Annotated in this window: 23 protein-coding genes; 8 read left to right on the top strand and 15 right to left on the bottom strand. The window is 69.5% G+C overall.

Annotated elements, in window-relative coordinates; genetic code table 11:
* Positions 1–34 precede the first annotated feature (34 nt).
* Positions 35–637: a TetR family transcriptional regulator gene (locus AB0881_RS06165; RefSeq protein WP_366614655.1), complete on the bottom strand. Its 603-nt coding sequence runs from the start codon at positions 635–637 to the stop codon at positions 35–37.
* Positions 638–733: 96 nt separating this feature from the next.
* Between AB0881_RS06165 and AB0881_RS06160 the strand changes: the two genes are divergently transcribed.
* Both AB0881_RS06160 and AB0881_RS06155 read left to right on the top strand, forming a co-directional pair.
* Entirely contained in the window at positions 734–1,555 is an 822-nt protein-coding gene (locus tag AB0881_RS06160; protein WP_366614653.1) for an NmrA family NAD(P)-binding protein, read from the top strand.
* A gap of 49 nt (positions 1,556–1,604) precedes the next feature.
* On the top strand, positions 1,605–2,321 hold the full coding sequence (locus AB0881_RS06155) for a hypothetical protein (RefSeq protein WP_366614651.1): 717 nt from the start codon (positions 1,605–1,607) through the stop codon (positions 2,319–2,321).
* A gap of 4 nt (positions 2,322–2,325) precedes the next feature.
* On the opposite strand, the gene AB0881_RS06150 is transcribed toward AB0881_RS06155, so the two are convergent.
* The 3 genes from AB0881_RS06150 to AB0881_RS06140 form a co-directional block, all read right to left on the bottom strand.
* Positions 2,326–2,877 carry a hypothetical protein gene (locus tag AB0881_RS06150; protein ID WP_366614649.1) on the bottom strand — a complete coding sequence of 184 codons (552 nt, stop codon included), beginning with the start codon at positions 2,875–2,877 and terminating at the stop codon, positions 2,326–2,328.
* A 365-nt stretch (positions 2,878–3,242) separates the two neighbouring features.
* Positions 3,243–3,458, bottom strand: coding sequence for a DUF397 domain-containing protein (locus AB0881_RS06145; protein WP_366614695.1), 216 nt, complete (start codon positions 3,456–3,458; stop codon positions 3,243–3,245).
* A gap of 23 nt (positions 3,459–3,481) precedes the next feature.
* A complete protein-coding gene (locus tag AB0881_RS06140) occupies positions 3,482–4,345 on the bottom strand; it encodes a helix-turn-helix transcriptional regulator (RefSeq protein WP_366614647.1) in 864 nt (287 codons plus the stop codon).
* Between the two features lie 172 nt (positions 4,346–4,517).
* Here AB0881_RS06140 and AB0881_RS06135 point away from each other — a divergent pair, with 172 nt between their 5' ends.
* The 3 genes from AB0881_RS06135 to AB0881_RS06125 all read left to right on the top strand — a co-directional run bounded on the left by AB0881_RS06135 (position 4,518) and on the right by AB0881_RS06125 (position 7,966).
* Positions 4,518–5,324: an ATP-binding protein gene (locus AB0881_RS06135; protein WP_366614645.1), complete on the top strand. Its 807-nt coding sequence runs from the start codon at positions 4,518–4,520 to the stop codon at positions 5,322–5,324.
* 660 nt (positions 5,325–5,984) lie between these two features.
* Positions 5,985–6,329, top strand: a complete 345-nt coding sequence (locus AB0881_RS06130; RefSeq protein ID WP_366614643.1) for a hypothetical protein — start codon at positions 5,985–5,987, stop codon at positions 6,327–6,329.
* Positions 6,329–7,966 (top strand): YDG/SRA domain-containing protein, encoded by a 1,638-nt coding sequence (locus AB0881_RS06125; RefSeq protein WP_366614641.1) that lies wholly within the window; start codon positions 6,329–6,331, stop codon positions 7,964–7,966. Before AB0881_RS06130 ends, AB0881_RS06125 begins: the two co-directional genes overlap by 1 nt.
* Before the next feature lie 38 nt (positions 7,967–8,004).
* On the opposite strand, the gene AB0881_RS06120 is transcribed toward AB0881_RS06125, so the two are convergent.
* From AB0881_RS06120 to AB0881_RS06085, 8 genes are all read right to left on the bottom strand, one after another.
* Positions 8,005–8,916: an HNH endonuclease gene (locus AB0881_RS06120; protein WP_366614640.1), complete on the bottom strand. Its 912-nt coding sequence runs from the start codon at positions 8,914–8,916 to the stop codon at positions 8,005–8,007.
* 309 nt (positions 8,917–9,225) lie between these two features.
* The gene (locus tag AB0881_RS06115) at positions 9,226–9,897 is read right to left on the bottom strand and encodes a siderophore-interacting protein (RefSeq protein ID WP_366614639.1); all 672 of its coding nucleotides are present in this window, start codon (positions 9,895–9,897) and stop codon (positions 9,226–9,228) included.
* Between the two features lie 58 nt (positions 9,898–9,955).
* On the bottom strand, positions 9,956–10,585 hold the full coding sequence (locus AB0881_RS06110) for an alpha-ketoglutarate-dependent dioxygenase AlkB (RefSeq protein ID WP_366614638.1): 630 nt from the start codon (positions 10,583–10,585) through the stop codon (positions 9,956–9,958).
* A 37-nt stretch (positions 10,586–10,622) separates the two neighbouring features.
* Entirely contained in the window at positions 10,623–11,516 is an 894-nt protein-coding gene (locus AB0881_RS06105; protein WP_366614693.1) for a helix-turn-helix transcriptional regulator, read from the bottom strand.
* A gap of 141 nt (positions 11,517–11,657) precedes the next feature.
* Positions 11,658–12,479 (bottom strand): SAM-dependent methyltransferase, encoded by an 822-nt coding sequence (locus AB0881_RS06100; protein WP_366614637.1) that lies wholly within the window; start codon positions 12,477–12,479, stop codon positions 11,658–11,660.
* A 220-nt stretch (positions 12,480–12,699) separates the two neighbouring features.
* Positions 12,700–13,725 (bottom strand): CoA transferase, encoded by a 1,026-nt coding sequence (locus tag AB0881_RS06095; protein WP_366614636.1) that lies wholly within the window; start codon positions 13,723–13,725, stop codon positions 12,700–12,702.
* The gene (locus tag AB0881_RS06090; RefSeq protein WP_366614635.1) at positions 13,722–15,836 is read right to left on the bottom strand and encodes an acetate--CoA ligase family protein; all 2,115 of its coding nucleotides are present in this window, start codon (positions 15,834–15,836) and stop codon (positions 13,722–13,724) included. The genes AB0881_RS06095 and AB0881_RS06090 overlap by 4 nt, the downstream gene beginning before the upstream one ends.
* Before the next feature lie 38 nt (positions 15,837–15,874).
* Entirely contained in the window at positions 15,875–17,023 is a 1,149-nt protein-coding gene (locus tag AB0881_RS06085; RefSeq protein WP_366614633.1) for an acyl-CoA dehydrogenase family protein, read from the bottom strand.
* An 86-nt stretch (positions 17,024–17,109) separates the two neighbouring features.
* On the opposite strand from AB0881_RS06085, the gene AB0881_RS06080 reads away from it, so the two are divergent.
* The 3 genes from AB0881_RS06080 (at position 17,110) to AB0881_RS06070 (ending at position 19,405) form a co-directional block, all read left to right on the top strand.
* Complete coding sequence (locus AB0881_RS06080) at positions 17,110–17,895, top strand: SDR family NAD(P)-dependent oxidoreductase (RefSeq protein ID WP_366614631.1); 786 nt, start codon at positions 17,110–17,112, stop codon at positions 17,893–17,895.
* Positions 17,896–17,905: 10 nt separating this feature from the next.
* Positions 17,906–18,706 carry a crotonase/enoyl-CoA hydratase family protein gene (locus AB0881_RS06075; protein ID WP_366614629.1) on the top strand — a complete coding sequence of 267 codons (801 nt, stop codon included), beginning with the start codon at positions 17,906–17,908 and terminating at the stop codon, positions 18,704–18,706.
* A gap of 66 nt (positions 18,707–18,772) precedes the next feature.
* Positions 18,773–19,405, top strand: a complete 633-nt coding sequence (locus AB0881_RS06070) for a TetR/AcrR family transcriptional regulator (RefSeq protein ID WP_366614627.1) — start codon at positions 18,773–18,775, stop codon at positions 19,403–19,405.
* Here the strand turns inward: AB0881_RS06070 and AB0881_RS06065 are convergent.
* The 3 genes from AB0881_RS06065 to AB0881_RS06055 are packed head-to-tail and all read right to left on the bottom strand — an operon-like array spanning position 19,392 to position 21,951.
* Positions 19,392–20,420 (bottom strand): TIGR03617 family F420-dependent LLM class oxidoreductase, encoded by a 1,029-nt coding sequence (locus tag AB0881_RS06065; protein WP_366614625.1) that lies wholly within the window; start codon positions 20,418–20,420, stop codon positions 19,392–19,394. The genes AB0881_RS06070 and AB0881_RS06065 overlap by 14 nt on opposite strands.
* Entirely contained in the window at positions 20,417–21,571 is a 1,155-nt protein-coding gene (locus tag AB0881_RS06060) for a thiolase family protein (protein ID WP_366614624.1), read from the bottom strand. Before AB0881_RS06060 ends, AB0881_RS06065 begins: the two co-directional genes overlap by 4 nt.
* Positions 21,568–21,951, bottom strand: a complete 384-nt coding sequence (locus AB0881_RS06055) for an OB-fold domain-containing protein (protein WP_366614622.1) — start codon at positions 21,949–21,951, stop codon at positions 21,568–21,570. Before AB0881_RS06055 ends, AB0881_RS06060 begins: the two co-directional genes overlap by 4 nt.

The following is a 21,951-nucleotide window of genomic DNA, read 5'->3' as shown; positions in this document are numbered from 1 at the left end:
CGTTCTAGAAGGAGAGCCGAACGCCCCCCGCCGGTCAGCGGCCGGACAGGTGGCGCGCGATCCGGCGCAGCTGCTCCGCGTACCGCTCCTTGAACTCCGGCGAATCCGGCGCCAGCCCGTACACCGAACGCACCATGTGCGGCATCACGGTCGGCAGCGTGACCATCGACATCATCATCAGCATGAGGGCCTCGGGCTCCAGGTCGTCCGCCAGCTCACCCTCGCGCTGGCGGTGCCGCAGGGTGGAGAGGTCCTCGCGCGGAACATCCTCGATCTCGGCGAGGTCCTCGGTCAGGCCGCGCCACACGTTCAGCCGCCCGCCGCGCGGATCGGCCAGGGCATCCTCCAGGTAGCGCACCCAGATGCACTCCAGCGGCATCTCGGGGTCGTTGATCTCCTCCTCGCGCTCCAGCCAGCGCCGGCCGATCTCCTGGTAGAGCCCCGCCTTGCCGCCGAAGTAGTAGCTGATGAGCTGCTTGTTCACCCCGGCCCGGTCGGCGATGTCCTGGACGCGCGCGCCCGCGTACCCCTTGGCCGCGAACTCCTCCAGCGCCGCGTCCAGCAGCAGCCGCCGCGACCGCTCGGCGTCCGTCTTGCGCTCTTCGCCCCGCGGCGACCGCCGCGTCGTCCTCTCCACGCCGCTCATCGTAGTCCAGGGTCTCATCCATCCGGATGTTTGACATCTTCAACCGTTTGGATGAAACTGGCGATTCCCCACACCCGAGGAGAAGTCATGATCTTGGTGACCGGTGCCACCGGAACCGTCGGCCGTCCCCTCGTCGAACGGCTCGCCGCCGCGGGCCACAAGGTCCGCGCCCTCAGCCGCACCCCCGCCACCGCCCGCATGCCCGCCGGAGTCGAGGTCGCCCCCACCGCCGACCTGCCCCTGGACGGCATCACATCGATCTTCGTCAACCCGGCCGCTTTCTGGACCGGCCTGGGCGACCTCCTCCCCCGCGCCGCCGGCCACGGCGTCCGCCGCGTCGTCCTGCTGTCCTCGCTGGCGGCCGCCGACGAAGACGACCCCGACAACACCATCGGCCTGCACCACCTGGAGGTCGAGCGCGAGATCGAGGCGTCCGGCCTGGAGTGGACGTTCGTACGCCCCGGCGCGTTCGCGTCCAACACCCTGAGCTGGGCCGCCCAGATCCGCGCGACCGGCACCGTCTCGGGCGCGTACGCCCGCGCCCAATTCGCCCCGATCCACGAGGCGGACATCGCCGCCGTGGCCTTCGAGGCCCTCACCACCGACACCCTCATCGGCGCCAGGCCCCTCCTGACCGGCCCCGAGTCCCTGAGCCAGTCCGACCAGGCCCGCCTCATCGGCGAGGCCATCGGCCGCCCGGTCCGCTACGAGGAGATCTCGCCGGAGGCCGCCGTCGAAGCCATGACCGCCGAGCACATCCCCCCGGCCGTCGCCGAATCCCTGATCCGCATCCAGGCCGACTCCGTCGACCGCCCCGCCGACATCTCCCCCGAAGTGGAACGGATCACCGGCAGCCCCGCCCGCACCTACGCCCAGTGGGCCACCGACCACACCACCGACTTCCAGTGACCCCTTAGGTCCTGGTCCGCCCCCTGGACCAGGACCTAAGGTCGGGCGCATGGCCCCCGACCTCGCCGCCGCCCTCCAGGAACCCGACACGACCTGGGACTTCCTCCGCGGCTTCGCCGCCGCCTGGACGTCCCCGCTCAACCACGACGACGGCTGCGCCGAAGAGGAACTCCAGGCCGCCGAAACCGCCCTCGGCCTGCGCCTCTCCGAAGCCGTACGCCGGCTCTACACGCTGCTGGGCCGCCGGGACGACCTCACCAGCAACCAGGACCGCCTCCTGGCGCCCCGCCAACTGCACTTCGACGAGGACGGCCAAGCCCTGGTCTTCCGCGTGGAGAACCAGGGATGCGCCGACTGGGGCATCCCCGTCCACGAACTCCACCTGGACGACCCGTCCGTCATCTACCGGCCGGACGCCCCGTACGCCGCGCCCGTCCCCTGGCGGCCGTTCCTCGCCCGCTTCTCGCTCGCCTCCATCGAGATGGTCCTCAGCGAGACCCTCTTCAACGACGACTCCCTCAGCGACAACCAGGAGCCCTCCGAAACCGCCCTCCAGGCCCTGGAACTCCGCTACACCCGCCTGCCCATCCCGGATTACCCGATGTGGGCGACGCCTTCCGCCCCACCGGTGCGCTGGTACACCGGCCCCGACGTCCTGATACGCAACGACTCCGACGCCTGGCTCTGGGTCCGCGCCCGTACGTCCTCGGCCTTGGACGAGGTCCGGCGGGCCCTCCCCGGCGACTGGCTGCTGGCCCCGGCGTGACCGTTCAGCGGCCCCACCCGGGCAGGATGGGCGGCAGATCCACGAACGGCACGTCCGGCGGCTTCGGCGCGGCGTCCTCCTCACCGTCGCCCTCCCAACGCCGGGCGTACTGATCCGGAATGTCACCCCAACCCCAATAGGGCACGGGCCGGCCGGGCACGGAACCGACCTCCTCCATCGGGTCGATCCGCTCGTCCCCGACCGTGCAGAGATGCGCCCAGTCGTCCCCCATGTCGAAGACGTACGCGAACCGTTCGCCCGCCTTCAACCGGCTGAGACTCGTCAGATCGCTGTCCAGCGCCCCCTCGGGCGCCTCCCCGTCCCACATGGCCGTATGCGTGAGCGGCGTCCCGCCGTCCAAGGTGAACATGTGCAGATGCGCCATGTCCCACCGCGCGAACGCCACATCGATCGCCTCACCGAGCTGCGCGAACGTATGCGACCGAGCCGCCGCGAACACCCTGCCGGGCCGAGGCCAGAACGCCTCCCCATGCCCGGACACCAACTCCACCCGGATCGACAGCCAAGAACGCGCCACCGCCGGCCTCTCCTCCACCTACAACAAGCAGAACCGCCCCAACGCTAGCCCGTACAACCCCCCAGGGCACGAACGATCCACACCACCACTCACCACAGCCCGAACACCCCGCTCTTGATCTCCCCAAGGAGAGAACAGCGAGCACCCCAACTGAACACCAGCAACCGACCCGCATGACCTGCGTGTCCCGCACGGCGAGGACGACCGGAGACGTCAAGGCAACCTCGACGCACGTGGTCCCCGCCGCACGCGAGACCGCCGAAGATCGAGAAGGGGGAAGGTTCGCGTCAGGGCTCTGGAGACACGAACGAGCACGTCAAAGCTGCTATCCAGTGCAGCGTTCCTCGCTCAGTGCAGCCTCTTCCACACTTGTTGCCTCACTATCAAGGTGGAGCGATGGACCCTTTCTTAACTTCCATAAAGAACAGTCCCAACTGCCGCTTACTGAAGGTTAATACCGGGCCAGTCGGGTCCACACTGTCTCGGACAGCAACCTTCGAAGAAGGAACAGATGCGAGCTCGACACACTCTCCCTGCTGGCCACTGTAAGAACTCTTGCGCCAGGAAATAGGGGACGAACGATCAGAGTTCGAGTACATCACCGAGCCCCTCTATCCATGCGTCACACTTGCGCCGCCATGGCGGAAATCATGCTCAGCGTATCGCGGGGCGTGAGCGCCACAGCGTTCAGGCGGCGAAAGGCCAGCTGGTAGCTCTGCACCTCCTCCGCCTCCTCAATGAAGAGCTCACCGGCGATCGTCTCCACGTAGACCGCGTCAGGATCGCGATCCTCGGCGAACGAGAGGATCGAGAACGCTCCTGTCATGCCCGCGTGCGCTCCGGCCTCGAAGGGAACGACTCGAACACCAATATGAGGAAGAGCAGCCGCATCCTGTAGATGCTTAAGTTGCGAGCGCATGATCTCGCCGTCACCGACTCGCCTTCTGATGGCCGCCTCATCCAGGATGACCGACAACTCCGGTGGGCGCGGCCCCACGAGTATCTTCTGGCGCTCGGCACGAATATCGACCCGACGCTCGACCTCCTCCGCAGTAATCTCGGCCGGGCCGTCCAGAATCAGCGCACGCGCATAGTCCACCGTTTGCAAGAGACCTGGCACCATCAACGGCTGGAATGTACGCAGCGATGAAGCCTCGATCTCCAGACCGATGTAGGTGCTGTATCGCTCACTGAGCATGTCCTTATAGGCATGCCACCAGCCACGTTGGCGTCCCTGCCTCGCCAGAACAACAAGGGTCTCCCGCTGCCGCTCGTCGACGACCCCGTACACGTTCAGCAGATCAACGATGTCCCGCGGGTTCGGACGCTGCCATTCGCCCCGCTCCATGCGAGTGAGTTTGCTCGTCTGCCAGTCCAGCCGCTTCGCCACCTGGGTCGCTGTCAGCCCGGACTGGTCCCGCAGACTCCGCAACTCGGCGGACAAACGGCGGCGCCGCAGGGTCGGACTCTGCGGTCCCTCGGTCATGCTTCCTCCCTCGCCCGCGCGGTGAACGATCGTAGAGCACACGCTCGATCACAGAGCGAAAACACTCATTACCACATCAATCGTACGCGACTCAAAATAGGTATTGCGAATTGAGCCGCCTTCGAGCATCCTGTCTCCAGACGGTCACTGTTCGTGACCTCCCGCTGAGCTAATGTCTCGCGCCAAGCTGCGGGCTTGCCCACGGGCAAGGTGGCTCAACCAACGCCTTCTGGAGGCAACGGTGTCCCCCGGCAACCCCCTTGACCTGCCATACGGCGGGATCTATCTGCAAAGACTCTCTTCAGCCGCGTGCTGTGCTTCGCAGGCACGGTCGGCCCTGACTCGAACGATGGAGGCCCTCGGCTTCCCTCAGCCGACGATCGACGATGGCGCGCTGGCGATCAGCGAGCTGGCCACGAACGCGCACCTCCACACTCATCCGGAACGGCCTCCCACCGGCCCCGAACTCTGGATCTGGGCCCGAACGCGCCCCACACACGACCTCCTGGTCGCGGTCTTCGACACCTGCCGCGACGCTCTCCCCGCACCATCACCAAGCCACGTACTGGACGAACAGGGCCGGGGCCTCGGAATCGTCGCCACCCTCGCCAGAACATGGGGCTGCCACCCGTCCCGCTCCCGGCTCAACCCCACACCGACCCCCGGCAAGGCCACCTGGTTCACCCTGCCGCTTCCTGCCCACTGGCCAACTCCCCAGCAGCCCATCCCGCCGGCTCTCGCCGCCCAGCGACTCGCCCTCACCCTCCAATCCCGCGGCCTCGACTGCGCCCGGCGCAGCGATGACACCGGCATATCCGTCGTCACCGTCGAAGACCTGATCGTCTGGGTCAAGCGAGCGTCCTTCTCCTGGCGGTCAGACACACGCACCTACGCCAGCCACCCGCTCATCGACCTCCAGGAAGCCGCCGAAAGCGTCGTGCGCACCCTCGAACAGACTGCGCTCCCGTACTCCATCTGACCGGCGACGGCCACTCCCCGAGACAGGACCACACCCCATGGACGAGGACGTCCTACTCCTGTTCCTCCGCAGCCTGTTCCCACTGTGGACGTTCAGCCGGGACACTCACGGCACCTGGCGAGCCACAGGCCGCCTCCACATCAGCTCGTCCACAATCGACGGTCTCCTCGACTCCCTCGCCACCGCCGACCCCACCGCGTTCACCCGAGCCCTCTGCCTACTGAACGGCACCATCGCATGACGGAACGCCAACCCATCGCGGACCTGACGCCCAGGCCAGGGGCATGTCGGCGTGCGAGACACACCACCTTGCTGCGCCGTGCCGGCCACCTGTGGACTGGCCAACGCAAGCACTGCTGCAGTGCATCGCTTCCGCTGACCGCCCACTGACCCTGCCGGAAGAGCCTCGATTGACGGTGCACTGGTACATGAGGCACTCCAGCTTTGAAGTCGTCGCTATGGATCGTTCTAACCAAGGAGAACGGTCGCGGATCGCATGACACCCTTCCGGTAGGGGTCACCTGGAGCGCGGCCGCGATAGATCGCTTCCTCCGCGATCCACCCCACATCACATCAAACGGACATACGAAATAACTCACCACAAGCTCCCCGAGCTGGCATCATCCTGTAGCGATCGTCTTGATCGCCTAAGGAGGGGCCGTGCTCATCAAGGTACGCATCGATGGAAGATACGCTGACGAGGAGCTGCGGTCCCTCTATACCTGGCTCCGTCAGGAGCCGGAGATTCGCCGCAACGTCGAACTTGACCTCGCCACCGAAGGCCCGCTAGAGGGCAAGATGGGCGACGGCCTGGACCTGATCACTTTGGCCGTTACAGGGACTCTCGCGTTTCCCGCGTTCATCCATACTATCGCTAATTGGCGCCATAACAGGCGTCGCGAGTACCAAGTCACGGTCGAGATCGGCGACAAGAAAGTTGTCGTACCTGACGCAGACAAAGACCTGATCCTGAAGATCGTCGAAGAGTTCGACGGAAGCAACTGATGCTCCCAGACGCCTGGACATCACGAGCAGTTTTGGTCGGAACCAGCTCTTACGAGAGCCTTTCTCAGTTGCCGGCCGTACAGCGAAACCTTGAAGAATTCAGTGCACTACTGCAGGACTCGTTTCTCTGCGGGTTGCCACCAGAGCACTGCACCGTGGTTTCCAATCCCACCTCGGCCGCAGAAATGCTGGACCCAATCTCGGAGGCAGCAGCGGAGGCGTCCGATGTACTTATTGTTTACTTTGCCGGTCACGGCAAGCTGCACTCAACAGGCAGCGACCTGTATCTTGCTCTCGTAGGATCTGACCGCAAACGGATGTACAGGTCAGTGGCCTTCAATCACATTCGAGATGAGCTCCGCGAGAGTGCGGCCCAACGGATCATCGTCATACTTGACTGCTGCTATAGCGGCCAGGCACTCAATCAGATGGATGCATCAGATTCAACGAGTCGCCTTGCAGATAACGCGGCGCTCCAGGGAACCTACTTGCTCGCGTCGACCGCAGAGAACCGAATGTCCGACGCCGGTCACACTTATACGGTCTTCAGCGGCCAAATATTTGATCTCATCAAGAATGGGATACCTGGAGAACCAAGTCTCCTCAGCATGGACGCGATATACGCGGCGGCCAGACAAGCACTAGAAGAGCAGGGAATGCCCAGCCCGCAGCGGCGAGAGAAAGGTTACGGCGGAGACCTGGCCATCTTTCGCAACCGTGCACGCAAAGGAAACGGGGATACCACTTTCGGAGAGATCGCCAGGGAAACTCGGGAGAACTGGTTTACAAATCGGCGCGCACTACATGATGAAGGAATACACCGCCCACTTCAAGCTGGCATCTGTGGGACGGCAACTAAGGGTGGCGCCGAATCGATCGTCGTTTCCGGAGGGTATAAGGATGACCGAGACTACGGAGACGTCATCCTGTATACCGGCCATGGAGGGCGGGATCCCGACACAGGAGCCCAAATTAGAGACCAGACACTCAACGATTCTGGAAATGCCGCCCTCTTGAAGAGCCTGCTAGTTGATATGCCCGTTCGAGTGGTGCGCGGATCGGCCGGGAATCCTAAGTTCTCTCCTGACACCGGATACTCGTACGACGGCCTCTACGCTGTGCGTGACTACTGGACCACGCCCGGCGTCGATGGCCCACAGGTTCTACAGTTTAGACTCGAAAAAGTCAATCAGAATGACGCGGACAACGAGTCCGTACACCGAGGACGCGATCTCGCATTCGGTGGACTTAGCAAGTTGCCGTCCGGCGGCTACACAGACCGACAACTGGTCCGCGAACTCGAGAACATTTATGATTTTGCTTGCCAGGTATGCGGCGAAATCCTTGAAGTGCCGGGCGGACTACGCTTTTCATCGGTCTTTCATATACGTGCCCTAGAGTTGCCACATCGGGGGCCCGACTCACTGGACAACATGCTATGCGTGTGCTCCAATCACCGCGACCTCTTCGCCTACGGCGCCATAGTCATCACGGATGACTTCATACTTATCGACCAATCGGATGACGAGGAGATAGGGCCTCTCACCCGCAAACATGAAATAAACCTCGAGCATGTTCGTTATCACCGCATGCACCATAAACTGTCTCAATGGCAGCGCCATGGCAACGCACTCTGATCAGGGTTTTATCGGGCGCACGGTGAGCGCTTAATCTCCTAGGCGACCTGCGCGAAGGCAGCGTACCGGACCTCCAGCGCTTCCCGATCAGGCTGATCGCTTCGCCTGCGCGGGATATGCAGGCGCGTGCCATGCATATCCTGAATACCGTGACGGAGCATGGGGCCGTCCTCTTCCTGCAATATTCCGCTTCTGACCTGAACGACGAAGTCCGGGGTGACTCCGATCAAGTTCTGATCGTACGCAGCATGATGGATCTTGCAGAGTGCGAGCCCGTTTGACACGCTCGGAACACCGTCCGGATGGCGATCAGGCAAGATGTGTGCAGCGTCGAGCAGGCCAGAATGGCGGAGCCGGCACATCGCGCAACTGACTTCGTATGCCTGGATCACTCGCTGACGGAAGACAGGTTGATGGACTCGGTGCTTCGTCATCCGCTCCACGTAACGACGCTGCACCACGCTTTCCAACCCGGCACTGAGAAGTCCCCTTTGGGCTTCATCCACCGCCACCACAACTTGGAGCATCTCGGGCTCATCAGCAATAAGCCATACGGGGTAGAAGGGAATATAAAGGCCGGTGGCCACGCCATAGAACCAGATCAGCGGCACTTGCAACTCGTACGCGCTACGTAGAGCAACGTTATCGGACTGGTTCGGATCCTTGCCTCGGTACTTGTAACGAAGCAGACCGTCTTTTCCTGGACGATCCTCGTACGGAGGTTTCTGCTGCGACGGCGTAAAAGTCGTCAGGATGGACAGGGCGGCCACCAGGTTGCGGGGTTTACGGATTCCTCTGCTCTGGTCAACCAGCCCGATCCGTGCGCCCTCGAACATGAAGTTCATGAGTTCGTCCCGCCTGATCACCGGTTCGTCCGGCGTGCGCCGAGCGTCGAGCCAAGCCATGGCTGCCGCCCGTACCCGGCGGTCGAACTCCACAGGGTCACTCACGAGTGATGTTCTATCTCAGAAGGCAGCCTGGGCGCTATCGCGCACTTCACGGCGGAGCGGATCTCGATGGCCGGGGCGGTTGACGCTGTGCGCCGTGGCCGTCGTCATGCCGGGGAGGGACCGGACGGCGGAGGAGCGGCTGCGGGCCACCCCGCCGTTCTCGTCATGCCGTACGACGCGCACCTGGCGCGAGGAGAGGCGGTCGATCCCGCCCTCATCGATGTGCCGTACTGCTGCGCCTCGCGGCCACCCTGGTAGCCGACTAGGGACGGCGCACGCTCTCCTCGGACGTCGTGTCGGAGGCCGGGGTCACTCCATGCCCTTCTTGCCGGGGGTCCAGAACGGTTTGGTCAGGATCGTGCGTCTCGGCCAGCCTCGGTCGTTGACCAGGTGGGCGCGTACGGACTGGATGGTCTTGGCCTCGCCGGCCACGTAGGCGACGCCTGGTTCGTCGGGCAGGGACAGGTCGCGGACGGCGTTCAGGAGGGTATCCGAGGAGGCGGCCGGGGCGCCTTCACGGTAGTGCCAGTGGACGTTCTCCAAGGGGAGGCGGTCGTCCGGGGTGTCCACCTCGATGACGGCGTGGTGCGGGGAGCCGTTCAGGGAACGGAGCATGGGGCCGAACGGGACGGAGGCCGTCTCCTCGCCCACGAAGAGGTGGTACGGGGCGTCCGGGCGGGGGACGAAGGAGCCCTCGGGCTTGGTGAAGACGACCTCTTGGCCGGGGCGGGCGGTACGGGCCCAGCGGGCACCGGGGCCGTCGCCGTGGTCGAGGACGCGGAGTTCGAGGCCGGTCTCGTCGCCGTCCCAGATGGAGTAGGTGCGGCGGGTCAGGAGGCCGTCCACGCTGATCCGGATCTGCTGGCCCGGGGTCCATGACTGCGTCGGGCAGTTGATGCGCAGGCGGAGCATCCGCTTGGTGACGGGGGTGGGGGCGTCCTCGATGGTGCCGGTGACGAAGAAGAGATCTCGCAGGCGCATGGGATTCCTTGAGATATGTCGCGTTTGAGATCAAGATACATCGTGTTCAGGCCGGGGGTCAGCGGACGCCGCGGGGGCGGAACTGGATGCTCATGCGGGGGCCGGTCGGGCGGGCGGTCTTGGGGATCGCGTGGTCCCAGGTGCGCTGGCAGCTGCCGCCCATGACGATCAGGTCGCCGTGGCCGAGCTCGTACCGGAGGGCGGGACCGCCGGAACGGGGACGCAGGTGCAGGGCGCGGGTGGCGCCGACCGAGAGGATCGCGACCATCGTGTCGTGGTCGCGGCCGCGGCCGATGCGGTCGCCGTGCCAGGCGACGCTGTCGCGGCCGTCGCGGTAGAGGCAGAGGCCGGCGGTGCGGAACGGCTCGCCCAGCTCGTCCATGTAGTGGGCGTTCAGGACGTCCTTGGCCTCATCGAGGGACGGGTCGGGCAGCGGGTCGGTCACGTCGTAGAACGCGAGCAGGCGCGGGACGTCCACGACGCGGTCGTACATCCGGCGGCTCTCCGCCCGCCAGGGAACGGTCTCCGCGAGGCGTTCGAACAGGGCGTCCGCGCCCGCCATCCAGCCGCGACGGAGGTCGATCCAGGCCCCGTGCGCCAGCGGCGTCCGCCGGACGGACGCGCCGAGGGCGCGCGGGCGCGGGTCGTCCCAGCAGTCGAGGAGGGAGCCCTGGAAAGCGCTGCTCATGCCTCCAACATACCCAGCGGGTCAAACATGTGTTCGATCAGCAGGTGGCCAGGACCCCGTCGATGATGTGGCGGGTGCGTTCGGGCGGGTCGGCCTCGGTGACCAGCGTGTTGAAGACGTGCCAGTGGCTCTCGATCTCCTTGGGGCGGCTCGGGTAGCGGGCGGTGCCGAGGCCCTCCAGGTAGACGATGTCGGGCAGGTGCGCCTGCGGGAAGCGGACGAGCGTGAGCGGGCCGGTCGCCGCGCGGCGGGCGTCGTACGGCGCGATCTGGACGGTCACGTTGGGCCGTTCGGCGATCTTCTTGATGTGCTCCAGCTGGGCGCGCATGACCTCGGCGTTCCCGACCGCCCGCCACAGGGCGGCCTCGTGCACGACGGCCCAGAGGTTCACCGGGCGGGGCCGGCGGCGCAGGAGGCGCTGCCGCCTGGCCAGCAGCTCGATCCGCCGGTCCGCGGCGCGCCCGGACGCGGCGGCGAGGCCGTTGGCGAGCAGTTCCCGCGCGTAGGCCTCGGTCTGCAGCAGCTCGGGGACGTACTGGTCGTCGAAGCAGCGGACGAGCTTGGCCGCCTCCTCGGCGCTGAAGTAGCGGCGCTCGTACCGGGCGACGACGTCGCGGAGGTCGTACCACCACGGGCGGGCGCCGGTCTCGTCGGCGAGCGCGAGCAGCGTCGCCCACTCGCCCTGGTCGGGCAGGCCGTACAGGGTGAGCAGCGCGATGACGTCCTCGCGCCGGACGCCGCTGCGGCCGGCCTCCAGCCTGATCACCTTCGAGTCGTGGGAGCCGATCCCCTCGGCCGCCTCCAGGCGGGTGAGGCCCGCCTCCTCGCGCAGATCACGGAGTCGCTTTCCCAGCAGCATCCTCGGGACCAGCGGATCGCCCTGGACCAGCGTGGCCCGCCCGCCGTTCGGCGCGCTGCTCGTCGTCGTCACGGAGGCCAAGGCGGCTCCTCGAAATGGTGGCGGCCGGGGGCACGACCACTTCACTATAGCTTCCGGTTCCGCATCGGTCCCGCGTGCGACCTACGACCCCGGGAGATCTATTGCGGCGGTGCCCCCACCGTACCCGCGAGGCTAGCGTTTGAGCGCGACCCCGCACATTGTGAAATCCTTCGACGGATCGAACACGTCGATTTCCGGACGCCATCGCATGACCGAAACGAGCCCGGGTTCCACCGGTTCGAGCCCGTCGAAATAGCTTTTGATGAATTCCGGGCTGCGCAGAACGTAGGGGACGGCGCCGGTGTCGTCGTAGCCGTCCTGGGCCTCGTTGAACGAGACGTCCTCGTCGGTGCAGTCGTACAGCGTGAGGTAGCTGCCCGGCGGCAGCTGCGCGACCAGCCGGCGGACGATCGTCCGGGCCTCCTCGGCGTCCTGCATGTGCCCGGTGATGCCCATCAGCATCAGGGCAACCGGCTGCGTGAAGTCCAGCCGCTCCTTCGCCAGCTCGATGATCTTGTCGGGGTCGTGCAGATCCGCGTCGATGTAGGTGGTCTCGCCCTCGGGCGTGCTCGTCAGCAGGGCCCGCGCGTGCGCCAGGACGAGCGGGTCGTTGTCGACGTACACGATGCGCGAGTCGGGGGCCACCCGCTGCGCCACCTCGTGGGTGTTGTCGACGGTCGGCAGCCCGGTGCCGACGTCGAGGAACTGCCGGATGCCGGCCTCGCCGGCCAGGTACCGCACCGCCCGGGCCAGGAAGTAGCGGCAGGTGCGCGCCATCTCCTGGATCTGCGGGAACACCTTCACGTACTCGTCGCCGGCGATCCGGTCGACCTCGTAGTTGTCGGTGCCGCCGAGCCAGTAGTTCCAGATGCGCGCCGAATGCGGCACGTCGGTCTTGATCTTCGGGGGAAGACCTTCAGTGGTTTCGGGAGGGCCGTCCTGCACGGTCGACATCTCCTTCCGCTCCGTCGCGCCGAGTGATGCCACCAACCTAGGCGCCAGACCCCCCGAACGTCGAGATTCCGGGATTCGGTCCGCCACCGCACACCTTTTGGAACCCTCCCACGCGCCTCGGGAGTTCAAATACCTCCCGGTACGCAAGAAAGATGTTCCGGCCCCGCCTAAGAATGGTCGCCCGGGCAGTACGCCGCCGCGCCGCGGCGGCCGGTCCGTGCTACGGCATGGCGACCGGGAAGGGGAGGAGCCGGCCGGCGACCGGATCCGCCACCGAACGGGCCGACGCCGCCACGGCCTCGGCCGGCGAGAGCACGGGAGCCGCCGGGACGCCCGCCGCCGAGAGTTCCGCCAGGACGGCCCGGGCCTCGCGCGCCGCCAACGCGGCGGCGATCGATGCGTTGATCTCCTCGGCGGCCTCCTGCCGGGCGCGGTACGCCGACCATCTCGGACCGTCCCACCGGTCCAGGCCCAGGGTCCGTACGAGGCGCGCGAAGAAGTGGTCCTCGATGGCCGCGACCGCCACCGCCCGGCCGTCCGCGCAGGTGAAGGTGCCGTAGGCCGGCCTGCGCAGGGCCATCGCGCGCTGGTCCGGCACCGCCGTGGCGCCGTCCAGGTGGAACGGCCCCAGCCGGGGGTTCAGCCAGTGCGCGAGGCAGTCGCGGATGGAGACGTCCAGGTGGCGCCCGCGGCCGGTGCGGTCCCGCTCGCGCAGGGCGGCGAGCAGGGCCGACATCGCGTACATCGCGGCGCACAGGTCCGCGACCGGAACGCCCGGCCCCCAGGAGGGCGGGCCGTCCGGCGTCCCGGCCAGCGCGGCCACTCCGGCGTGCGCCGCGTACGTCACGTCGTGGCCCGGCTCCCCGGCCAGCGGTCCCGTCTGGCCGAACCCGGAGATCGAGACGTACACCAGCCGGGGATGGGCGGCCACGGTCTCCGCCGGGCCGAGGCCGAGCCGCGCCATGACGCCGGGCCGGAAGCCCTCGACGACGGCGTCCGCGCCGGCGACCAGCCCGCGGACCCGTCTCAGGTCCGCCGGGTCCTTGAGGTCGGCGGAGACCTGCTCCTTCCCCCGGTTGACGGCGGCGAAGAGGCCGGGCGACAGCGTGCGGGCGCCGTCGCCGCCCGGCCGCTCCACCTTGACCACGCGAGCGCCGAGGTCCGCGAGGTTCTGGGTGAGGAACGGGCCGGGCAGCAGCTCGCTGAAGTCGACGACGGTCAGCCCCTCCAAGGGCCCGCCGCTCACGCCCCGACCACCAGCGCGTCCAGTGCCAGCACGGTCGGCCCGGCCGCCCCCGCCGGCCGTACCAGCACCGGGTTGAGGTCGAGTTCGCCGATGGCGTCCGCGTGCCGTTCCACCAGTGCGGAGACCGCGAGGAGGAGGTCGACGAGCCCTTCGACGTCGTGCCGCGGGGCTCCGCGTACGCCTTCCAGGAGCCGTTTGCAGCGCAGGCCGTCCAGCATCTCCTCCGCGGTGCGCCGGTCCAGGGGCAGCAGCCGACGCTGCACGTCGCCGAAGACCTCGACGTGCACGCCGCCCATCCCGACCGAGATCAGGTGGCCGTAGACGGGGTCGCGGTGGACGCCGACGAGCATCTCGACACCGCCGGCCGGCGCCATGCGCTCCACCAGCACGCCCTCGACGGTCCCGTGCGCGGACGCGCTCGCGACGACGCGTTCCCACGCCTCGGCCGCGGCGTCCGCGCCCTCGACGCCGAGGACCACGCCGCCCACGTCGGACTTGTGGTGCAGATCGGGGCTGACGGCCTTGAGGACCAGCCTGCCGCCCAGTTCGGCGGCCGCGGCGCGGGCCTCGGCCTCGGTTCGGGCCACGACGCCCTCCGGAACGGCGATGCCCGCCGCCGCGAGCCACGCCTTCGCCGCCGGTTCGGTACGGACGTCGGGCAGCGGCTCCCCGGCGGCCCGGCCGTTCAGGATCAGCGGGGCGGGCGCGGGGGCGGCCGCGCGCCACCGGCCGTGGTCGGCCCAGTGCCGTACGGCCGAGACCGCCTTGGTGAGGCTGCGCGGCGAGCAGAATCCGGCATCGGCGAGGATCTGCCAGCCCGGTCCCCGCCGGTCGCTCATCCACACCGGCAGCAGCGGCGTCCCGGTACGGCTCTGGACCTCGGCCATCGCGCGCGAGCCGTGCGCGGAATGGTCGCCGTAGTCGAGCGGGATCGGCAGCAGCACGAGGTCCACGTTCGGGTCGGCGGCGACGATCCCGAGCGTGCGGTCCATCAGCCCGGGGGCGGAGATCGTCGTGGCGGTGATGTCGACCGGGTTGCCGACGGCGGCGAACGCGGGCAGCGCCTCGCGCAGCGCCGCGGTGGTCTCCGGGGCGAACTCGGCCAGTTCGAGGCCGGCGGCGCCCACCATGTCGGCCGCCATCGCGCCCGCCCCGCCCGACCCGCCGAAGATCGCGATGCGCGTGCGCGGCGGCGGGGCGGCGCGGGCCAGCAGCCAGCCCACGTCCATCAGCTCGTCGGTGTCGGCCACCTCGACCACCCCGAGCTGGGCGAACACGGCGCTGTTGACCTCGGCCGAACCGGCCATGGCGGCGGTGTGCGACTGGACGGCGCGGACCCCGTACGCCGAGCGGCCGACCTTCAGGGTCACCACCGGCTTGCCGGCCGCGGCGGCGGCGCGGAAGGCGGCCAGCAGCCGGCGGCCGTCCCGGACGCCCTCCAGCAGCGTGAGGATGACCTTGACGCCGTCGTCCTGCGCCAGATGGTGGACGAAGTCGGCGACGTCGAGGTCGGCGGCGTTGCCGAGCGAGGCCCACAGCGCCGCGCCGGCGCCGCGCTCGGCGGCCTGGACGAGGTTGCGGCCGAGCCCGCCGCCCTGGGTGGCGATGCCGATGGGGCCGACGCGCCTGTCGTCGGCGAACGCGGGTGAGAACGTCATCCCGATGCGGTCGGCCAGGTTGGTGAGCCCGGGGCAGTTCGGCCCGTAGATCCGCATGCCGGTGCGGGCCGCGAGCGCGCGCATCCGGTCCTGCTGGACGCGCCCGTCCCCGCCGACCTCGCCGAAGCCCGACGTGAGGACGATCGCGTACGCGATCCCCTTGGTGGCGCACCGTTCGAGGGCGTCCATCACCCCGGCGGCCGGGATGGCGATCACGGCCACGTCGGGGACGGCCGGCAGCGACTCGACGTCCGGATGGCAAGGGTGGCCGTCGATGTCGGCGGCGCGCGGGTTGACCAGGTGGACGTCGCCGCCGAAGTCGGAGGCGTGCAGCAGGTTGTCGGCGGTGCGGCGGCCGAGGCTGCCGGGCTTGGCGGAGGCGCCGACCAGGACGACCGAGCGCGGCCGGACGAGCCGTTCCAGATCCGGGAACTCGGGGAGCGCAAGGGGCACGGGGGACACGGGGGACGCGGAGCTGTCCGCCGGGCCGCTCACTTGATCGCCGAGAGGCCGGTCAGCTCACGGCCGATGATCAATGTCTGGATCTCGCTGGTGCCCTCGGGGATGGTGCCGCCCCGGGTGTCGCGGAAGATCCGTTCGATCGGGAACCCGGTGGCGTAGCCGAGCCCGCCGTGGATCTGGAGCGCCATGTCGGCCACCTCGTGCGCCGCCTCGGTCGCGTACAGCTTGGCGATCGAGCCCTCCATCTTCGCGGGCCGCCCCTTGTCGAGCGCCGCGGCGGCCGCGTAGGTGAGGGCGCGGGCGGCGTCGATCCGCGTCCTCATGTCGACCAGGTGCTTCTGGACGAGCTGGAACGAGCCGATCGGCCGCCCGAACTGCCGCCGCGTCCTCGCGTGCTCAAGCGCGAGGTCGAAGGCGCGCTGCGCGGCGCCGACCGCGCCCATCGCGACGTTCACCCGGGCCACCCCGAGGCCGGCGAGGGTCGCCTTGAGCGCCTGCCCCTCGGCGCCGAGCAGGTTCCCCTTCGGGATCCGCACGCCGTCGAAGCCCAGCTCGGCGGTGCCGGTCGAGCGCAGCACCATCGTGTCGACCATGCGGACCTCGAACGGCGATTCCGCCTTGTCGACGAGGAACAGCGAGAGCCCGCCGTCGCAGGTGGGGCTGTAGGTGCGGGCGACGATCGTGCCGTAGTCGCCCCAGGCGCCGCCGGTGATCCACAACTTCCGGCCGTTGATCACCCACGAGTCGCCGTCCAGCTCGGCACGGGTCCTGATCTCGGCCACGTTGGAGCCGACCTCGGGTTCGGTGATCCCGTTGAAGACCCGGGCGCGGCCTTCCAGCAGCGGTTCCAGGTAGCGCTTCTTCTGCTCATCGGTGCCGTACGCGGCGAGCCGCTGGATGGGCCCGTTGCTGATGTTGACCATCGTGCGCAGGGACGGCCAGGCGTAGCCCAGCTCCTCGATCATCATCGCCCAGGTCACCCGGCTGATCCCGAGCCCGCCCTGCTCCTCGGGCAGCCAGCCGCCCAGGTAGCCGAAGCGGGCGAGCTTGGTCAGCAGCTCGTACGGGAACGTCCCGTCGCGCTCGTGCTCCTCCACGACCGGGTCGACCTCGGCCGCCATGAACCGGCGGATCGCGTCGCGCAACTCGGTCTGCTCCTCGGTGAGGTCGAAGTCCATCGGCCACCTCGCTGCCGTTCGGGGTCGGGGCGTTTTCATCGAAACACACTTGCTGTACGCTCAGCAAGGATCTCAGGGAGGGGCTCATGGCCGATCTGCTGGACCTCAAGGGACGGACCGCGCTGGTCACCGGCGCAGGGCAGGGCGTCGGGCGGCGCATCGCGCTGCACTTCGCCGAGCACGGAGCCGGCGCCGTGGTGGTCAACGACTTCCGGCTCGAACGCGCGCGGAAGGTCGCCGGAGAAGTGGAGGCGGCCGGGGCCCACGCCCTGGCCGTGGCCGGGGACGTCGGCGACCTGGAGGCGGTCACGGCGACCGTCCGCCAGGCGACCGAGGCCTTCGGCGGCGTCGACATCCTGGTCAACAACGCCGGCAACGCCGGCCCGAACCCGACCGAGGAGATGACCGCGCCGTTCTGGGAGCAGACCCCCACCGAATGGCACGGCTACCTCGGCACCAACCTCTACGGCGTCCTGAACAACGCGCACGCCGTGCTCCCCGGGATGATCGAGCGGGAGTACGGCCGGATCGTCACCCTCATCTCCGACGCCGGCCGGTTCGCCGAGCCGGGCCGGGAGTGCTACTCGGCGGCCAAGGCGGGCGCGGCCGGGTTCACCCGCTCGCTGGCGGCCAGCGGCGGCCGGTACGGGATCACCGCCAACTGCGTCTCGCTGGCCGCGACCCGTACGCCGCGCACCGAGGCCCGGCTGGACGGGGAGCGGCTCAAGAAGGTGATGAAGCGCTACATCGTCCGCCGCCCCGGCGAGCCGGAGGACGCCGCGAACATGGTGCTGATGCTGGCCTCCGACGCGGCGTCCTGGGTGACCGGGCAGACGATCCCCGTCAACGGCGGCTACTCGTTCGCGCTCTGAGGAGGCTCACATGACCGACCCCGAAGCTACAGATCCCGAAGCGGCACGTACGGTGCGGACCGAGATCCGAGGCGAGGCCGGGATCGTGACGCTCGACCGGCCGCGCGTCCGCAACGCGCTCAACCTGGAGCTGCGCGAGGCCATGCAGGCCGCGCTGGACGGGTTCGACGCCGATCCGGCGGTGGCCGTGATCGTCCTGACCGGGGCCGGCGGCAACTTCTGCTCGGGCCGCGACCTCAAGGCCGCGGCGGCGGGCGAGCCCATGTACGCCGGCCGGGCCGCGCAGCTCGCCGCGTTCACCCGGACCTCGACCCGCAAGCCGGTGATCGCGGCGGTCGAGGGCTACGCGCTGGCGGGCGGCTTCGAGCTGGCGCTGTCCTGCGACCTGATCGTGGCCTCGCGGGAGGCCGTCTTCGGGCTGCCGGAGGTCCGGCGCAACCTGGTCGCGATCGGCGGCGGGCTGCTGCGGCTGCCGCTGCGGATGCCGTACCACCTGGCGATGCGGCTCGCGCTCACCGGCGAGCACGTGGACGCGGCGCTGCTGGCCGAGGCGGGCGTGGTCACCACGCTGGCCGAGCCGGGGAGGGCGCTGGACGAGTCGCTCGCGCTGGCGGGCCGGATCGCCGCGAACGGCCCCTCGGCGGTACGGGCCACCAAGGAGATCGTGCGGCGGGCGTTCGAGTGGGGCGGCGAGGCCGCCGCGTTCGACGCCCAGCTCGCCGCCGCCGAGCCCGCGCTGGCGTCCCCGGACCGCCAGGAGGGGATCAGGGCGTTCCTGGAGCACCGGGACCCCGTCTGGACCGACCGCTGACCGCACGCCTCTATCCTTGATGGTCATCCAGCAAAGCACGCGATCCACGCGATCTAGGGGGCCATCATGGCGGGGGCGACGCTGCCGCGGCTCGGCACGCAACCGGAACGTACCGAGGCGTCACGCCGGGCGCTGATCGAGGCGACCATCACCGTGCTGGCCGAGGAGGGCTACAAGGCCGCGACCGTGGCCCGGATCCAGAACGAGTCCGGGCTCAGCCGCGGCCTGGTCGGCTACCACTTCGGCTCCAAGCTGAAGCTGATGGAGGCGGTGGTCGAGCACATCCGCAGCGACTACCGCGCGCAGACCGACGCCGCCAACGCCCGCGCGCACATGACCGGGCTCGAACAGGTCCTGGAGTTCTTCGACTCCTACCTGACCCGGCTCGCGCGCAACCCGAAGCCGGCCAAGGTGATGCTCATCCTGGCGGTCGAGTCCGGCACCGAGGCCGTCGCGGTGAGGCACGCGGTCCAGGAGGCGTACGCGCTCATCCGCGAGACGTTCGTCGGCATGCTCCGTACCGGCATGGACGACGGCACCGTACGCGACACGCTCGACCCGGAGTCGCACGCGGGAGTGCTGCAGGGCATGCTGCGCGGCATCGTCCTGCAGTACTCGCTCGACCCGGGCGGGCTGCCCCTGGAGTCGATGAAGGAGGCCGCGCTGGCCTCCCTGCGGCACGACCTCAGCGTCGGCTGATCTCGGCCGCCGCGGCGTCCAGGAGCCGGGCGGGCACCTTCCCGGGGCTCGTGAGGCAGATCCGGTCGAGCAGGCCGCGGTAGCGTCCGGTGATCCGCGCGGCCAGCCCGCCGGGCTCGGCGACGACGCCGATGGTGCGCACCGCCTCGTCCGGGACGAGCCGGGCCATCTCCTCCCAGCGCGAGGCCCGTCCCGTCCGCGAGAGGGCGTGCAGCCGGTCCGCCAGGTCGCCCCAGCCGTGGTGCGCGAGGACGGGCCGGTACGCGGGCGTGCTCCCGTAGAAGGCGACGCGCGCCCGCAGCGCCGCGAGCGACGCCGCGAGCTCCCGCTCATCGCGTCCCGTGGCGACCAGCACCGATCCGGCCATCCTGAACGCGCCGGGCGCCCGGCCGTTGCGCGCGAGGCCGTCCGCGACGCGCGGCCCCGTCACCGCGCGCAGGTAGTCCGCCCCGCTGAACGGATGCACCAGCAGCCCGTCGGCGCTCGCGCACGCCAGCTCGGTCATCGCGGGGCCGACCGCCGCCAGCAGTACGGGCGGGTCGCCGTGACCGTGCGGGCGCGGCACGAATCCCGGCGTCATCAGCGTGTGCGTGTAGTACGGCCCCTCGTGCGACAGCGGGGTGCCGTCCCGCCAGGAGGCCCAGATCGCCCGGAGCGCGGCGAGGTAGTCGCGCATCCTGGCGACCGGGGCGTCCCAGCCCATCGAGAACCGCCGCACCACATGGCCGCGGACCTGCGTGCCGAGCCCCAGTACGAGCCGCCCGCCGGTGAGGGCCTGGAGGTCGTGCGCCGTGTAGGCGAGCGTCATCGGGGAGCGCGCGAACGCGATGGCGACCGCCGTTCCCAGCTCGACGCGTTCGGTGCGCCCGGCCGCCAGGGCCAGCGGCAGGAACGGATCGGAGTCGATCTCCCTGCTGAACGTGCCGGCGTACCCGGCGGCCTCCTGCCGCTCCGCCGCCTCCGCAGCGGCGGCCGCCGCGGGCAGCCTGGCCTCGGCGAGCATCGGCGCGGTCACGCGCCCGGCGCGGCCAGCACGTGCACCGCGCACACCGCCCCGACGCCGACCAGGTGCGCCAGGCCGAGCCTGGCGCCCGGCTGCTGGCGCGCGCCCGCCTCGCCGCGCAGCTGCGCGGTGATCTCGGCGATCTGCCCGACGCCGGTGGGCCCGACCGGATGCCCCATCGCCAGCAGCCCGCCGGACGGGCTCACCGCGACCCGGCCGCCGACGGCGAACTCGCCGTCCGCCAGCCGGCCCGGCCCCTCCCCGTCGCCGCACAGGCCCATGGCCTCCACGTACTGCAGCTCCTCGATCGTGAACGCGTCGTGCAGCTCGACCACGTCGATGTCGGCGGCCGTGACCCCGGCCTCGGCCACGGCCTGCGCGGTCGTCGTCCGGGTCAGCTCGGCGTCGAAGCTCTTGGCGCCGTACAGCTCCTCGCTGCGCTGCGCCGACGACAGCACCCGCACCGCGCGCCCGGCGTCGAGGCCGAGCCGTTCCACGGCCTCCCCCGACACCACCAGCGCCGCCGCCGCGCCCTCGCCGACCGGGCAGCACTGGAGGCGGGTCAGCATCCCCGCGATCGGCCGGTCGGCGAGGACCTCCTCCAGCGTGCGGGCCTTCTGGCGCTGCGCGTAGGGGTTGGCGGCACCGTTGCCGTGGTTCTTCACGGCGACCCGTGCCAGGTCCTCGGCGGTCCCGCCCCGGGCCCGCAGGTACTCCTCGGCGAGCAGGCCGTAGTGGACGGGCGGCACCACCAGCCCCGCGTCCGGGCGGGGCAGCCCGGTCAGGTGCTCGGCGCGCGCCACCTTCCCGACCTTGTCCACGCCGGCCGCCAGCACCACGTCCGCGAACCCCGCGGCGACGTCCCGGCAGGCCAGCCGGAACGCCGACGAGCCCGACGCGGAGGCGTTCTCGACCTGCGTCATCGGGATGCCGGTGGCGCCGAGGTGCCGCAGCATCGGCCGCGACACCGCCATCCCGAGGCGGGTCGTGGCGGTGTACGCCGCCTCCACGCTCGTCCACTCCAGCCCGGCGTCGGCCAGCGCGCGCCGTACGGCGGTGAGCCCGAGCTCGACGAAGCTGGTGTCGCTCCTGCGCTGGTAGCGGTGCAGGCCGACCCCGATCACGTAGACGGGGCGCAGGTCGCGCAGTCGCCGGGATGTCATCGGGCGTCCCTTCCGCTCCGCGGCCGGAAGACCGGCACGCTCTCGCCCGGCACGGCCGTCACGGCCGCGCCCGCCGCCGGTACGCCGTCCACGCGGGCGCGCAGGACCGGCCCCTCGTCGAGCTGGACCGCCGCGACGGTCGCGGGCGTCGGCACCGCCGGGTCGGGATGCTCGTGGACGGTCAGCAGCGCCAGCACGGTGCCGTGCCCGCTCAGCTCCACCGGTTCCAGCTCGGGCCCGTACGCGCCGCAGCGCTCGCACCCGAACTCCTGGGCGGGGTAGGCCGTGCGCCCGCAGGCCCGGCAGCGCACCCCGCGCAACGCCGTCCCGCCCAACGGCACTTCACTCGACGGCACTTCGCTCATCGGCACTTCGCTCAT

Origin of the sequence: Spirillospora sp. NPDC029432 (genome assembly GCF_040703975.1) — a bacterium.
In the GTDB taxonomy this organism is placed as follows: domain Bacteria; phylum Actinomycetota; class Actinomycetes; order Streptosporangiales; family Streptosporangiaceae; genus Spirillospora.
The sequence above is the reverse complement of the archived record's forward strand: the minus strand, read 5'-3'. Positions and strand labels throughout refer to the sequence as shown.

Excerpts from the sequence above, each read along its gene's own strand:
- AB0881_RS06160 (WP_366614653.1), top strand. The coding sequence starts at position 734 with ATGATCTTGGTGACCGGTGCCACCGGAACCGTCGGCCGTCCCCTCGTC.
- AB0881_RS06155 (WP_366614651.1), top strand. The coding sequence starts at position 1,605 with ATGGCCCCCGACCTCGCCGCCGCCCTCCAGGAACCCGACACGACCTGG.
- AB0881_RS06145 (WP_366614695.1), bottom strand. The coding sequence starts at position 3,458 with ATGTACTCGAACTCTGATCGTTCGTCCCCTATTTCCTGGCGCAAGAGT.
- AB0881_RS06140 (WP_366614647.1), bottom strand. The coding sequence starts at position 4,345 with ATGACCGAGGGACCGCAGAGTCCGACCCTGCGGCGCCGCCGTTTGTCC.
- AB0881_RS06135 (WP_366614645.1), top strand. The coding sequence starts at position 4,518 with ATGTCTCGCGCCAAGCTGCGGGCTTGCCCACGGGCAAGGTGGCTCAAC.
- AB0881_RS06125 (WP_366614641.1), top strand. The coding sequence starts at position 6,329 with ATGCTCCCAGACGCCTGGACATCACGAGCAGTTTTGGTCGGAACCAGC.
- AB0881_RS06115 (WP_366614639.1), bottom strand. The coding sequence starts at position 9,897 with ATGCGCCTGCGAGATCTCTTCTTCGTCACCGGCACCATCGAGGACGCC.
- AB0881_RS06110 (WP_366614638.1), bottom strand. The coding sequence starts at position 10,585 with ATGAGCAGCGCTTTCCAGGGCTCCCTCCTCGACTGCTGGGACGACCCG.
- AB0881_RS06100 (WP_366614637.1), bottom strand. The coding sequence starts at position 12,479 with ATGTCGACCGTGCAGGACGGCCCTCCCGAAACCACTGAAGGTCTTCCC.
- AB0881_RS06085 (WP_366614633.1), bottom strand. The coding sequence starts at position 17,023 with ATGGACTTCGACCTCACCGAGGAGCAGACCGAGTTGCGCGACGCGATC.
- AB0881_RS06080 (WP_366614631.1), top strand. The coding sequence starts at position 17,110 with ATGGCCGATCTGCTGGACCTCAAGGGACGGACCGCGCTGGTCACCGGC.
- AB0881_RS06075 (WP_366614629.1), top strand. The coding sequence starts at position 17,906 with ATGACCGACCCCGAAGCTACAGATCCCGAAGCGGCACGTACGGTGCGG.
- AB0881_RS06070 (WP_366614627.1), top strand. The coding sequence starts at position 18,773 with ATGGCGGGGGCGACGCTGCCGCGGCTCGGCACGCAACCGGAACGTACC.
- AB0881_RS06060 (WP_366614624.1), bottom strand. The coding sequence starts at position 21,571 with ATGACATCCCGGCGACTGCGCGACCTGCGCCCCGTCTACGTGATCGGG.
- AB0881_RS06055 (WP_366614622.1), bottom strand. The coding sequence starts at position 21,951 with ATGAGCGAAGTGCCGATGAGCGAAGTGCCGTCGAGTGAAGTGCCGTTG.